Source organism: Dethiosulfovibrio russensis (assembly GCF_021568855.1).
Taxonomy (GTDB): Bacteria; Synergistota; Synergistia; order Synergistales; family Dethiosulfovibrionaceae; genus Dethiosulfovibrio; species Dethiosulfovibrio russensis.
On record NZ_JAKGUG010000004.1, the window covers coordinates 285,109 to 298,393 of the forward strand.

13 protein-coding genes are annotated in these 13,285 nt (G+C 55.5%); all 13 read right to left on the minus strand.

The features are described 5' to 3' along the window. Positions 1 to 22: 22 nt before the first annotated feature. Complete coding sequence (locus tag L2W48_RS06465) at positions 23 to 478, minus strand: flagellar basal body-associated FliL family protein (RefSeq protein WP_236098095.1); 456 nt, start codon at positions 476 to 478, stop codon at positions 23 to 25. Positions 479 to 501: 23 nt separating this feature from the next. Beyond that, positions 502 to 1,224 (minus strand): OmpA/MotB family protein, encoded by a 723-nt coding sequence (locus L2W48_RS06470; RefSeq protein ID WP_236098092.1) that lies wholly within the window; start codon positions 1,222 to 1,224, stop codon positions 502 to 504. 3 nt (positions 1,225 to 1,227) lie between these two features. Continuing rightward, positions 1,228 to 2,022, minus strand: coding sequence for a motility protein A (locus L2W48_RS06475; protein ID WP_236098090.1), 795 nt, complete (start codon positions 2,020 to 2,022; stop codon positions 1,228 to 1,230). A 62-nt stretch (positions 2,023 to 2,084) separates the two neighbouring features. Next, positions 2,085 to 2,282 (minus strand): flagellar FlbD family protein, encoded by a 198-nt coding sequence (locus tag L2W48_RS06480; RefSeq protein WP_236098089.1) that lies wholly within the window; start codon positions 2,280 to 2,282, stop codon positions 2,085 to 2,087. Between the two features lie 37 nt (positions 2,283 to 2,319). Next, the gene (locus L2W48_RS06485) at positions 2,320 to 4,947 is read right to left on the minus strand and encodes a flagellar hook-basal body complex protein (RefSeq protein ID WP_236098088.1); all 2,628 of its coding nucleotides are present in this window, start codon (positions 4,945 to 4,947) and stop codon (positions 2,320 to 2,322) included. 118 nt (positions 4,948 to 5,065) lie between these two features. Continuing rightward, on the minus strand, positions 5,066 to 5,518 hold the full coding sequence (locus tag L2W48_RS06490; protein WP_005658967.1) for a flagellar hook capping FlgD N-terminal domain-containing protein: 453 nt from the start codon (positions 5,516 to 5,518) through the stop codon (positions 5,066 to 5,068). A 28-nt stretch (positions 5,519 to 5,546) separates the two neighbouring features. After that, the gene (locus L2W48_RS13095; protein WP_236098086.1) at positions 5,547 to 8,294 is read right to left on the minus strand and encodes a flagellar hook-length control protein FliK; all 2,748 of its coding nucleotides are present in this window, start codon (positions 8,292 to 8,294) and stop codon (positions 5,547 to 5,549) included. After that, positions 8,295 to 8,966: a MotE family protein gene (locus L2W48_RS06500; RefSeq protein ID WP_236098085.1), complete on the minus strand. Its 672-nt coding sequence runs from the start codon at positions 8,964 to 8,966 to the stop codon at positions 8,295 to 8,297. Positions 8,967 to 8,978: 12 nt separating this feature from the next. Beyond that, the gene (locus tag L2W48_RS06505; RefSeq protein WP_005658974.1) at positions 8,979 to 9,590 is read right to left on the minus strand and encodes a lytic transglycosylase domain-containing protein; all 612 of its coding nucleotides are present in this window, start codon (positions 9,588 to 9,590) and stop codon (positions 8,979 to 8,981) included. 22 nt (positions 9,591 to 9,612) lie between these two features. After that, a complete protein-coding gene (locus L2W48_RS06510; protein ID WP_236098084.1) occupies positions 9,613 to 10,062 on the minus strand; it encodes a flagellar export protein FliJ in 450 nt (149 codons plus the stop codon). Beyond that, positions 10,059 to 11,405 carry a flagellar protein export ATPase FliI gene (gene fliI, locus L2W48_RS06515; RefSeq protein ID WP_236098083.1) on the minus strand — a complete coding sequence of 449 codons (1,347 nt, stop codon included), beginning with the start codon at positions 11,403 to 11,405 and terminating at the stop codon, positions 10,059 to 10,061. Before fliI ends, L2W48_RS06510 begins: the two co-directional genes overlap by 4 nt. Continuing rightward, entirely contained in the window at positions 11,389 to 12,252 is an 864-nt protein-coding gene (locus L2W48_RS06520; protein ID WP_236098082.1) for a FliH/SctL family protein, read from the minus strand. Before L2W48_RS06520 ends, fliI begins: the two co-directional genes overlap by 17 nt. Beyond that, positions 12,245 to 13,264, minus strand: coding sequence for a flagellar motor switch protein FliG (fliG, locus tag L2W48_RS06525; protein ID WP_236098081.1), 1,020 nt, complete (start codon positions 13,262 to 13,264; stop codon positions 12,245 to 12,247). Before fliG ends, L2W48_RS06520 begins: the two co-directional genes overlap by 8 nt. Between the last annotated feature and the right edge of the window lie 21 nt (positions 13,265 to 13,285).

Sequence of the window (13,285 nt, forward strand, 5' to 3'; positions counted from 1 at the left end):
TTCAAGCATAACGGACCACGGACTACTGAGTGACGAACTTTCTGAAAAGAACCCTTCTTACCGCGACCTTGCCATCCACCGACGGCAGTATGGCGTTGACACGGCGCTTCATGTCGTCGCTGAGCTCCATGATTCCCTCTGCACTCCTGAAATCGTCGACGATGTGGTCTTTCACCGTAAGGAGCACTTCGTTTCTGATGTGGCTTCTCCAGCCTCCATCGGTCAGGATAGTCTCCGCCTTGGTGCCGGACGCCTCAAGGGCCAGCTCGAAGTTTACCAGATGGGGTTCTTTGTCCGCCAGGTTTATGACGAAATCGCCAAAATCGACTATGGGCCCGGGACGTTCAAGATCCTTTGAGACCCCGGTAACGCTCCGCTCCTCGGCACCGAAACGAAGCCCCATGAAATAACCTCCCCCGGCACCCAGGGCGAGGGCGATCAAGGCTATGACCGCTATCAATAAAATCCTCTTGAGCATATAGACCTCCTTCTCCCCCGCCGTCACTGCTTAGGGTACTTAGAGAGAATAACCAGGTCCACCCGTCTGTTTCTGGACCTGTTTTCATCGCTGTCGTTTGGTACCACCGGACGGAAAGGACCGTAGCCTACCGCCTGCACTATCGAAGGGGAGATTCCGGCGGCATCCACCAGATAGGAGGCCACTATAGCGGCCCTTATGGCGGAAAGCCCCCAGTTATCCCTGTAGGGACCGCCTCTAAGAGGCCTGTCGTCGGTGTGTCCCTCTACCGCCAGAGCGGGAATCCTCCCTTTAAGGAACTCACCCAGCTTAGCGAGCAGACGCTTGCCCTCGGGACGTATATCGACCCCTCCCAGAGGGAACAGAAGCTGATCCGACAGAGACACGGTTACGCCTCTTTGGTCAACTATCACCGACACATCCTGCTCCATCTCCTGATCCTTCAAAAAGGAACGGAGCTCCCTGTCCACCTGGAACGTGGATTGGGTCTGACGACGTTCCTCTCCGGCGTCGTAGCCGGAGGAACCTCCGTAAGGCAAGGGGTCCTCCTGAAGGGATTTACCTCCGTCCAAGACCCCCAATGCGCCCTGGAAGGAGACCATCATCTTCTTGAACTTCTCCACATCTATGGACGAAAAAGCGAAAAGCAGGACGAAGAAGGTAAGGAGCAGGGTAACCATATCTCCGTAAGTCGCAAGCCATCCGGCGCCGCCTTTCTCCTCTTTCCGCCTCTTTTTTCTAGCCATGGGCTATTCCTCTCCGCCCTTTTCGTTATCGTGCCGTTCCTCAAGCTCTTTCCGCTGCTCCGGAGGAAGGAAGACCTTGAGCTTTTCCTCCACTATTCTGGGGTTCTCTCCGGCCTGAATAGCCAGGACCCCCTCGACCATAAGTTCCCTGACCACCGTCTCCTCCGAGGACCTGGCGGCCAGCTTGGCCGATGTAGGCAAAGCGAAGATGTTGGCCATGAAGGAACCGTAAAAGGTCGTTATGAGGGCGACCGCCATCCCCGGCCCGAGAGAGCCCGGGTCGTCCAGGTTTCTGAGCATGGCTATGAGACCTATGAGCGTTCCCAACATACCGAAAGCGGGGAACAGCTCTCCCATTGTGTCGAACATTCCCTTGTTGGATGCATGTCGCTCCTCCAAAACGCTGATCTCCGTGTCGAGGATAGCCTTGACCAGCTCGGGATCGGTGCCGTCCACGACGAGCTGAATGGACTTGGCCAGGAACTCGTCGTCCAGTTCGGAGGCGTCGGCCTCGAGGGCCAGCAGCCCCTCTCGCCTGGCCTTCTCGGCAAAGCTGACTATGGTCTGAACCAACGAGACCAAATCAGGAGTCTGGGAGAAAAAGGCGACCCTGGTGATCTTTCCCAGTTTTTTGATACGATCCATCGGGTTCGCCATTATCACGGCCCCCATGGTTCCGCCTATGGTTATCAGCATGGACGGCAGGTTCACGAAGGCAGCGGCCTCGCCTCCGACCACTATACCTCCCACGACCAATATCAAAGAAAGAGAAAGTCCGATGATTGTCGCCAGATCCACGGTCAGGCCTCCATTTTTTTCAGATAGTCGAGTATCACCTCAATGATAAACCGATGACACCGCTACGTCAAAGAGAGCGGCAGCCCTCGTTTGGCCCGATAGGCCGCCGCCCTTTCCATTATCTCACCGGGAGTTTCCTTCACGACGTAACGGTGGCCGTTCAACAAGGTGACCACAGTGTCGGGATTGGCCTCCACGGTCTCTATTAGGTCGGCATTCAACACGAACACCGAGCCGTTGAGTCTGGATACCTCTATCACCTTAAGCGCCTCCGACCTTTAACTTACCTCATAGAAACTATCTCTTGAGATTCAGAAGCTCCTCCAGAACGGAATCGCTGGTGGTGATGACCCTGGCGCTGGCCTGGAAACCCCTCTGGGTGGTTATAAGATCGGTGAACTCATCGGTTATGTCGACGTTGCTGTACTCGAGAGAGCTTCCTGCTATGGTTCCCGCTCCTTCGACCATGGCGTTGACGATGGAAGGCTCTCCGGAGTTTATGGACTTAGAGAAACAGGTGTTGCCGGTCTTCACCAGACCCTGAGGGTTGGCGAACATAGCCAGGGCCATCTTGTAGAGCCCCCGATTCTGACCGTTGTCGTAGATCCCGATTATGGTTCCGTCATTGGAGACAGAAAAATCCTCAAGCACTCCCATACTGTAACCGTTCTGAGTATAGGGCTTTGTGGTGAAGGCCGATCCGTACTGGGTAACTCCTTCTATCTCCTCTTTATCGAAAGACTTACCGGAGAAATCCAACACCACGTCGGCATCGTCGGCCCCTATTGCGGAGAACCCTATGGAGATGGTGTTCTCGCCGCCGGAGAGCAGTTTGCCCTCGGAGGAAAACCTTATAACTCCCTTGTTGTCCGAGAGCTTGAGCTCCGGCTCGTCCGGCAGGAATGCCTCCCAGCTCCAGGCGTTGCTGCCGACCTTCTTCCAGACGACCTCAAGGGTGTGCTCGTTGCCGAGACTGTCGTATACGGTGCCCTTGCCCTCGTGGACGCTGTCGGATCCCTCTCTTATGGAGGAGACTGGCTTGCCCCCGTCGGTTCCGTCGTAGGTGAAGATCAGCTTGGACGGATCGGTGGGAGAGGGCTTGACGGTTACCTTTGCCCCACCGGCAAAGCTGGAGGCAAACGTAGCCCCAGCACCACTAGCACTTGAATACTCGGAAGTACCGGAATTAAAGGTAACATCGCCAGCAGTGAGATCCATGTTAAAAGCCGTCATAACCCCCATATCGTTAGGTCCCCAGAGGGTAACAGTATCTCCATAGTTACCGACGGTACCATCGCTGCTACTGTAATCGACCAGATATTGGGCTCCGTTTATCTCGGTGGTCTGGAAATTGAAGTCGCTGTAGGTCCACGTAGTCTTGCCTGTGTCCTCGTTCACGAGCGACAAAGTCCCCTTCTCCGGGTTATAGACAACTTCGTGATCCTGAGCAATCACCGCAGTATCATCATCGGGATCCGAGGCAGATAAAGAAACGGTGGAAGGACTCGGTTGAAGGATGACGTTACCGTCCTCGGAGACCCCCTTAAAAGCCAGATTTATCGTCCCACCAACACCGATACCCGAATCAGCTAAGTCAAGGGTAATAAAATCGGAAATAGTAGTTCCCTCTTGAAATCTATAGGTTATGTCAGCGGTAGCAGAGGTTCCATCTGTCGAAGTTACCGTGTAAGCAGGAGTAACGGTCGTATCTCCCTCTTTATTCACCCCACTGTTACTTGTGGCTGGCCCTATTATAGGGCTTACGTTACCCCGGAAGTTGAGGGCCTTTCCGGAGGAGTCAATCTCCAGGAAGAGGCTTACGGGATCGGGAAATTCGCTGTCCTCGCCGGTGGTCATCTTGAGGGTCGAGTCCGGGTCGAAGAGGCCGTCCTCGGTCTTGAGCACGTTCCACTGGAAGTAATCCACCTGGCTGGCTCCGGTGCTCTCGTTCTTTCCCTCTCCCCAGAGACGAACCTGGGCCTTGTTGCCTATCTCGGTTATCTCCGCCAGGTAGGTGTGGGTGGTTCCGGTGCTGTCCTCTATGCTTACGGCCTGATAGTTCATGTAGGCACTCATAGGGATGGAGGTTCCGTCTATGGAAAGCTCTCCCTTGGCGGCGTCGTAGTTTACGGTGTGACCGGATGACCCCACAAGCTCCAGCTTGGGATAGTAGGTGGATTCGTCGTGGCTGCTCTGCTGCACTCCCTCGAAGCTGAAACGGAGGGTCTCTACACTGCCGTCGGCCTCGTTTTCCAGCCTTATGTTTATGAAGTCCGAGACGTCCTCCCCTTCCGCCACGCTGATGGTGTACTCAGAGCCGAGTATCTCCGAGGAGAACTTGACCCCGTCGGGTATACCGAGAGGAAGATAGGGGTCCACCCGGCTGTCCAGGTTGCACCTGTAGCCAACGGTCGAAGTGGCCTTGGCCTCCATTTTTCTGCCTATGGGTATGTTTATGTCGCTGAGCTCCGAGCCGGTGGAGATCACTCCGTCCTCGTCGACGGTCATCTCGTTGCCCTGAACCCTGTAGCCAGTTCCTGACATGGCAAGGTCGGAGTTCGAGTCCAGCACGAACTGGCCGGCCCTGGTGTAGAGGTTTTCCGCTCCGTTTCTTACGACGTAATACCCCTCGCCCTGGATGGCCATATCTGTTCTGTTGCCGGTCTGAGACACTGTTCCCTGAGTGTGGATCGTCTCTATGGCTCCTACCTGGACACCTAAGCCTACCTGTTTTGCGTTGACCCCTCCCACGTTTCCATCGGGAGCCATAGCTCCTCTCTCGGTCTGAGAGAGAAGGTCCTGAAATACCACGGTGGATTTTTTGAATCCAACTGTGTTCACGTTGGCGATGTTGTTACCAACCACGTCCAGTCTTTTCTGGTGCGCCTTGGCACCGCTTACTCCGGTCAAGAGAGACCTCAACATAGAAAACGACCTCCTTTAAACTTTTGAGAGATCGGCAGTCCGTTGCCTGGCTCTCCATCCCGCCTTCCCTGGTGGGCCTTCAATTCCGTCATCTTACAGAAATTCATTGCCGTATGTTTCAAGCGCTTTCCGTTCCCGGCAGAGCCACGGAGATTATCCTGCTTATGTCCGCCTCGGAACCGTCGGTCATCTTCAGTACGACAGATCCGTTTTCATGGGATATGGACTGGACTATACCCGTCTTTTCCTCCGTCAGCTGGTTGCCCTGGTCGTCCTGATAGGCATGAGAGTAGGTCACCTCGAACCCTATATAGCTCACGGCGTTGCCCAGCTGTAAGGAGAGCATTTCCTCCATGCTGCTGTTCATGTTCATGAGCTGTTCAACCGTGGTGAACTGGGAAAACTGGGCCGCCATTTCGTTGGTGTCCATGGGCTCCAGAGGATCCTGGTTTTTCAGCTGTTCTATGTAGAGTTTAAGAAAGTCGTCCTTGTCCATGGCGCTTTTTATCTCCCTCGACTGACCGGCGGTGTAGCTGGAGGACGCCGAGGAATAGGGGTTTACCGTAGTCATAGTGTATCCGACCTCCTTGCCTAAGTTTTTAGGCGTACCACTGGAGCATCCCTCGCTCCAGGTCTATCCGGGCTACAGTCACTATAGAGTCCTCCGAAACTTCGTCGTCATCCTCTGTCCTTCCTCTTCTGCCCTTGACGGACTGTATCGAGTCTCTCCAGGGAGAGCGTCTGTCGTCTCCCTGACGAACGTCGACGTTTACAGAGGAGGCGCTGATTCCCTGTTGGGCCAGCATGTCCTGAAGGAGAGGTATCTGAGGCTTTATCATCTCCCTGACCTGGACGCTGTCGACCTTGAAAGAGGCCTCCATTCCCGATGGGGTTACGTGAACCTCCACCTCGATTCTGCCCAAAGCAGGAGGGTCGACCACTATGGAGGCTCTCTGAGTGCCGTCCGAAGCGACCTGCCTCACTACCTGCGCCAACCCCTGAGGCAGAATTTCGGGACCTCTGCCCGGGAGGGGTATGCTGCGTGTAGCCGTTTGAGCGTTGGTTACGGCAGTTCGAGAGGTGCCAGGGCCGTTCAGTTCCCCGGCAGAGCGTGACGATGGATCGACTCCCTGATCTTTACCTGTGTCCTCTTTGCCGTAGGATCTCATGTCGTTTTGGGCGATAGGTTCCTTTTCGTTTTTATCGGTCGACTTCGAGATACCCTCTGAATTTTTTTCGGCGATTTCAGCCTCGTCCTGTACCGTCGGCAGAGAGTTTTCTTCGTCTTTTTTGACGTATGATATCTGATCCTTTCGGTCGGAGTCCTCGGGAGACCAGCTGGAGGCGAACAGTGCGTTCGGACCAGCGGTTTTTTCCGGCTTCGGCTTTTGCGACTCCGTGTCGATCGTGACGACATCTTTCGACGTATCCGAAGGGCCATAGGTCGACTTCGGTTTCGAAGCTGCCTCCTGAAACCGCTGAACCGGCTCGGCGGTCCTTGCTGCAACATCTCCATCGACCCAAGTCCGGACTGTTCCGGAGGTGTTTTTTTCCGGCTTCGCAATCTCGGAAGCCACGGTCTGGGTGGCCTGCGTTTCTGGCCCTGCCGGAGGTGCTACGTCGGATCTTTTAGGTGTTGCCGTCTCGAATCCGGCATCGCTGGAGGTCCAGGCTCCTGGTTGTTCCATGGATACGACCTCAGCTTTAACCGAACCGAGGGGCGATCCGGTCGGGACTGTAGAGCCTTCCGTATTCCTCGAGACGGTTCCTTCGAATTTTGAATTTCCCCTCTGGCTTTGGACCGGAGCCTCTGGCTTCTCGGCTAATACGGGGGAAACGTGACCATCTCCTGCCGCTTTAACGATCTGGGTAGACTGCGTTTCTGGCCCTGACGAAGGTGCCACGTCGAGCCTTTTAGGTGTTGCCGTCTCGAATCCGGCTTCGCTGGAGGTCCAGGTTCCCGGTTGTTCCATGGATACGACCTCAGTTTTAACCGAACCGAGGGGCGATCCGGTCGGAACTGTAGAGCCTTCCGGCTGCATTGAGACGGTTCCGTCGACTTTTGAATTTCCCCTCTGGCTTTGGACCGAAATCTCTGGATTCTCGGCTACGACGGAGGAAGCGTAACCACCTTCTGCCGCTTTAACGATCTGGGTAGACTGCGTTTCTGGCCCTGACGAAGGTGCCACGTCGAGCCTTTTAGGTGTTGCCGTCTCGAATCCGGCATCGTTGGAGGTCCAAGTTCCTGGTTGTTCCATGGATACGACCTCAGTTTTAACCGAACCGAGGGGCGATCCGGTCGGAACTGTAGAGCCTTCCGGCTGCATTGAGACGGTTCCGTCGACTTTTGAATTTCCCCTCTGGCTTTGGACCGAAATCTCTGGATTCTCGGCTACGACGGAGGAAGCGTAACCACCTTCTGCCGCTTTAAAGAAAGAGGAGACTTGAGTTCGAGGCTCCATCGTTTCCGGACCCACGGTATGAGGCGTTACGGTTTCAGAGCTTACCTTGCCATCGGCCAGAGTCCGAACTGCATCGGAGGTAGCTTCTTTCAGCTGAGTAGTTTCGAAAGCCACGATCTGGGTAGACTGCGTTTCTGGCCCTGCCAGAGTTGCCACGTCGGGCCTTTTAGCAGAGCCTTCCGGCTGCATTGAGACGGTTCCTTCGACTTTTGAGTTTCCCCTCTGACTTTGGACCGGAACCTCTGGATTCTCTGCTACGACGGAGGAAGCGTAACCACCTTCTGCCGCTTTAAAGGGAGAGGATACCTGAGGTCGGGGCTCCGTCGTTTCCGTGGCCTCCGCCTGGGTGGTTTGCTTTTCGGACGGAACGTCGGCCTTCGACGTGGATAGGTCTAGGTCTATTTTCGGAATGCTCTTTAAGGGACCGAGAGGGCCTATGAGGTCGTTTAAAAGGGCGTCCACGTTTTCCAAGACGAAGGCGTCGTCCTTCTCGCCATCCAGAACCTCTTCTGTGGCACCATCCGAAGCTACCTGGGAAACGGAAGGTTCCGCCTGGGTTATAACCAGGGAACCGACGTTTCTTCCGGTGGGATCGACAAAGGACGGTATGTTTAGGCGGTTTTCCCCTCTGGAATAGGAGTCCAGTTGCCCTACTACCTCAGACACGGAGGTAGTGGTCGATCCGACTTCTTCGCCGCCGGGTTTCGTCGACGGTATCGAGTCCTCTCGATATAGAAGCTCCTCGAATTTCCCGGTGTCTTCGGACGAGGAGTTTTTCATCACACCGAAAGAAAGAACCTCCGACTTGACGGAGCTTTTCGGAGGATCGCCTCTTTTGGATGACTGAAACAGGTTTTCGGCACCGATAAGCATGGCCTGATTCACCTACCGTTTCTTCGAGGCCAGCTGTTCCGTCAGCCACGCCGCTTTCGCCGCGTCCATGCGGCCAAGTATTTTAGCACTGTCGTCTTCGGGCAAAGCCCTCAGTATCTTAACCGCCAGAGACGGGTCCAGGCTCTCTACGATCTTCGCCGCTCTACGGGCCGATATCTCCTGATAGGTACGGACTACCCTCTCGAAATCGGCTTTTTCGATCTCCGAAAGCTCTTTATCCGATTCGGGCTTCTGGTCCATGGAGGCTATCCGAGCCTCGGCTAACTCCAGGCTGTCTTTCCTGGCGGAGAGGTCCGAGGAGAGGGCTTTCAGCCTTCGTTCCATTTCGTCCAGCGAGAGCTCTTTTTCAGTCAGACGGTCCTCCCAAAGGCGAAGTTCGTACCGCCGTCTTTCCTCCACCGTCATGGTATAGATCTCCGGAACGTCCATAAGATCCGAGAGCTGATCTCCCACGTAGGGTAGTTTGGGCACTATGGAATACAAAAGAGGCCTGGCGTCCCAGACCCCGCTGAACTGAAGCCCTATAGCCGCTCCTGCCACCCCTACGAGGAGGAATAACAGGAGCATGAGTCTGCGAAGTCCTTTCGACTCGGGTTTCTTCTTTTCTTTACGCTTTCCCTTTCCCTCGTCTATGGGATCCTGTACGTTTTTATCTTCAGCCATATCGGACCTCCGTTATCCTCTGTAGAGTCCCAACACCTTGCGGACGTAGTTTTCCGTCTCCCTGAAGGGAGGTATTCCTCCGTAGGAATCGACCCTTCCGGGACCTGCGTTGTAGGCTGCGAGGGTTTTCTCGAGGTCTCCATTATATTTCTCGGATAACCGAGACAGATACTTGACGCCGCCCTCGATGTTCTGAACGGGGTCGTCCGGGTCGACACCAAGCATTTTAGCGGTGCCCGGCATGAGCTGCATGAGTCCTACGGCCCCTTTAGGGGAGATCGCATCGGGACGCCAGGCCGATTCCACCGAGATAACCGAGTGGACGAGTCTTTCGTCGACGCCGTAGCGTCGGGCTATGGCGGAAGCGGTGTCTTTGAAGGAGTCTCCCGAGGAGGCGACCATGCTTCTGACTATGCTTCCGGCCCCGGAGAGCCCGTCGTCTCGAAGGTTCGAGCTTTCCTTGTCCTTCGACTCGACCGCCTTATTGCCCTCCGCTTCCTTTAGGGCGGAATCGAAGTCGACCGATGAAGGAGGCGTCTCGATTCCCATCTTACGGCGAAGGTGGCCTATACGCTCCATCACCTCGCGTATTCCCTGAAAGTCCGGTCCCGATATGTGTCTCATCTTCAGCCCTCCCTGGACGAGCTCAGTTTTCTCCTCTGCGGTGGTGGAGCATCCCGGCGATCTCGTCTACAGCCATCTGCTCTTTTCTCAGGCATTCCTTCTCCCACTGAAGCTCCATCTGCAAAAGATAGGTCTCCACTTTACGGACGTCCCTGTGTTTCTCCAGCAAAGCGGCCTCTACCGTCTCCATCTTTTTTCTCAATCTCAGGACCTTTACTATTCCCTCTTTTATTCGGTCCTCCGTTCGTGAGATGTCCTCGCTTCCTATACGGAGGCCCTCTATGGTCACGTTTCCGCTGGCTATATTCTCGAACCGGCGTATATATTCAAGCTTTTCGTCTCTCAGTTCTCTGAGATGGTCCAAAAAGGCCTCTTCCTGCCTCTTAAGTTCAGCCAGTTCTTTTCTGACCAGGTCTCTCGCCGTTTCCTTGGCCTTCAGGATTTTCCGAAACCGATCTATTCTGTCCTTCAACGACCGGTCATCCCCTTAGAGGCTATGGATGAGATTATTCCCACCGTTTCCTCGAAGGAGGAGGCTTCGCCGATTCCCTGACGAAGAAAGGCTTCTACATCTCCCAGGTTGTCCAGGGCCCAGTCCGCTCGGGGGTTGGATCCCTTATGGTAGGCTCCTATGGCGATAAGATCCTCCGCCTCGGCGTATCTGGCCAGTACTTCCCTGATCCGTCCGGCTCCGTCGAGGTGTCCTTTGTCGACTATGGAGGGCATGACTCGACTGACGCTGTTGAGGATGTCTATGCAGGGGTAGAAGTTTCTGGCCGCTATCTTTCGGGAGAGGACGACGTGTCCGTCTAAAATACCTCTGACCGAGTCGGCCACTGGCTCGTTCATGTCGTCTCCCTCCACCAGAACGGTGTATATTCCGGTTATGCTTCCCCTGGTTCCCGCACCGGCTCTCTCCAGTAGTCTGGGCAGGAGGGCGAACACCGAGGGGGTGTAGCCTCTGGTAGCCGGAGGTTCCCCCACAGCCAGCCCGACCTCTCTTTGGGCGTAGGCCACCCTGGTGACCGAGTCCATCATCAAGAGCACGTCTTTGCCCTGATCCCTGAAATACTCGGCGACGGCCGTGGCGGTAAAGGCCGCTTTGAGTCTGACAAGTGGAGGCTGGTCCGAGGTCGCCACGACTAGGACCGATCTCTTTAGTCCTTCCGGCCCCAGGTCTCTCTCTATGAATTCCCGGACCTCTCGACCACGCTCTCCTACCAGACCTATAACGTTTATCTCCGCCTCGGTGTTTCGGGCCATCATGCCTAGAAGGGTGCTTTTTCCGACTCCCGATCCGGCGAAGATGCCTATTCGCTGGCCTCTGCCGAGGGTCAGTACTCCGTCGACCGCCCTGACCCCTACCGGCAGCGGTTCCGATATGTTCTGTCTTCTAAGAGGATGGGGCGGGGTGGCGTAGAGAGGGTAGAATTCACTGGATCCGACCGGACCTTTTTCGTCCATAGGGCGTCCCAGTCCGTCGAGTATCCTTCCCAACAGTCCAGGACCTACGTTGACTCCCAGTGGACGCCCCATAGAGACGACCTCGCATCCCGGCCCTATATCACGCAGCTCTCCGAGGGGCATAAGAAGGACCCGATCGTCTCGAAACCCCACGACTTCGGCTTCCAGATTTTTTCGTCCCTTTCTGAACCTTATGTCGCAGAGATCGCCGACCCGGACATCCGGCCCTTTGGACTCGACCACAAGTCCGACGACTTTCGTGACCCGTCCGTTGACCCTGACCAGGTCCCTCTGGGATAGCCTGGAATCCAGCGAATCCAGAAGGTGTCTGAAATCAACGGTCTTCGTCATTGGACATTCCCTCCATCAGGACTCCCTCGACCTCCACTCCGATCTGCTCCAACTGAGTACGCCATCTGGCATCGTATATGCCGAGGCCGGTCTCGACTATGCAGCTTCCCTTGTCGACCTCGTCGTCGGCCATGAACTCTATGTTGCGGATTCCTCTAACAAGGTCTCCGAAGTTGCCCTTCTGGGACTCTATCAGGTCCAGGTCGTCCGGGTTCAGGTAGACCCTGAGGTCCTCCTTTTCGCTGGCTCTGGACAAAAGTCCTTTGAGAAGACGGAGAGCCGCCTCCTGATCGAAGGCGACCTCCCGGATCAGAAGACGAGACAACACCTTTTGCCAAAGTCGTACCAGGCGGTAGGGGTTTGCCGCTAGAAGTTCCTCCAGGTTGGTCTGTATCTGCTTGTGGACTCCGTTGAGGAGGTCGATGGTTCCGGATAGTTTTTGCTCCATCTCGGACCTTATCTTCGCTTCAAGCTCCTCTCTGCCCTCAGAGAGACCTTTTTCTCGCCCCTCGGAAAACCCTTTGGCCCTGCCTTCTTCGCAGGCCTTTTTACCGTCTTCCTCGACTTTAGCTCGAAGTTCGACAATCTCCCTCTGTCTCGCAGCCTCTTTTTCGTCGCATTGGGCCTGAAGAGATCGCAGTCTCTCCTCGGAAGCACGAAGACGATCCTCTAGGTTCTCGCAGGAGGAGCGCCAACGTTCCGCCTCCTCTTTTAGGAGTCCCGCCTCTCCGATGTTCTCCGATTCAACCTCGGAGTTTTCAGGTTCTACAGGAGCCATCCCTATGCGCACCGCCTCCGGTACGAGCCGAACGGCACGGATAAGACGGCGACGAGAGGAATCAGACAATCAGTTCTTCCTCCCCGCCTCTGGCTATGACTATCTCTCCGGCGTCCTCCAGAGCACGGACGACGTTGACGATCTTCTGCTGGGCCTCTTCCACGTCTCTTACACGGACGGGGCCCATGTACTGCATGTCTTCGGTAAGCATGTCGGCCGCTCTCTGAGACATGTTCTTGGTGAACTTGGTCTTGAGGTCCTCCGTAGCACCCTTGAGTGCAAGGCCGAGGTCCTTCATCTCCACCTCGCGGAGTACCCTCTGGATTGAGCGGTCGTCCAGTCCGGAGATGTCCTCGAAGACGAACAGACGGCGCTTGATCTCCTCGGCCAGCTCCGGGTCGTTCTCCTCCAGGTTTTCCATGATGTTTCTCTCCGTTCCGCGGTCGACACGGTTGATGATCTCCACCACCGAGTCGATGCCCCCGGCCATGGTGAAGTCCTGGCCGATGATGGTGCTGAACTTTCTCTCCAACACTCGCTCCACCTCCCGGAGGACCTCCGGAGTTATGCGGTCCATCTTGGCGACCCTTTTGGTGACCTCGGCCTGCATGCTGGCTGAAAGTCGACCTATTACCGCGGCTGACTGCTCCGGAGTGAGGTAGGACAATATGAGAGCTATCGTCTGAGGGTGCTCGCCCTGTATAAAGCTTATCAACTGCTGAGGATCGCTGTGGCGCATGAAGTCGAAGGGGCGAACCTGAAGGCTGGCGGTGATCCTGGTGAGAAGGCTCTGAGCCCTTTCGGGACCGAGGGCCTTTTCGAGGACTTCCCTGGCATAGTCGACGCCGCCCTGAGACATATACTCACGGGCCAGTATAATTTCCTGGGCGTCCTTCAGCACGGCCAACCTCTGTTCGGAGGAGATCTTCCTGAGGTTGGCTATTTCCAACGTAAGTACCTCTATGCTGGTCTCGTCCAGGTTTTTATAGGTTTTGGCGGCAACTTCGTTGCCAAGGGTAACCATGAGAATGGCTCCCTTTTGCTTCCCCTTAAGCTGCCTGGAGGACATATCCTTCGCCATGTTCAGACACCCTTTCGATCG

Coding starts and splice junctions, on each gene's coding strand:
- L2W48_RS06465 (WP_236098095.1), bottom strand. CDS start 478: ATGCTCAAGAGGATTTTATTGATAGCGGTCATAGCCTTGATCGCCCTC.
- L2W48_RS06470 (WP_236098092.1), bottom strand. CDS start 1,224: ATGGCTAGAAAAAAGAGGCGGAAAGAGGAGAAAGGCGGCGCCGGATGG.
- L2W48_RS06485 (WP_236098088.1), bottom strand. CDS start 4,947: ATGTTGAGGTCTCTCTTGACCGGAGTAAGCGGTGCCAAGGCGCACCAG.
- L2W48_RS06490 (WP_005658967.1), bottom strand. CDS start 5,518: ATGACTACGGTAAACCCCTATTCCTCGGCGTCCTCCAGCTACACCGCC.
- L2W48_RS06500 (WP_236098085.1), bottom strand. CDS start 8,966: ATGGCTGAAGATAAAAACGTACAGGATCCCATAGACGAGGGAAAGGGA.
- L2W48_RS06505 (WP_005658974.1), bottom strand. CDS start 9,590: ATGAGACACATATCGGGACCGGACTTTCAGGGAATACGCGAGGTGATG.
- fliI (WP_236098083.1), bottom strand. CDS start 11,405: ATGACGAAGACCGTTGATTTCAGACACCTTCTGGATTCGCTGGATTCC.
- fliG (WP_236098081.1), bottom strand. CDS start 13,264: ATGGCGAAGGATATGTCCTCCAGGCAGCTTAAGGGGAAGCAAAAGGGA.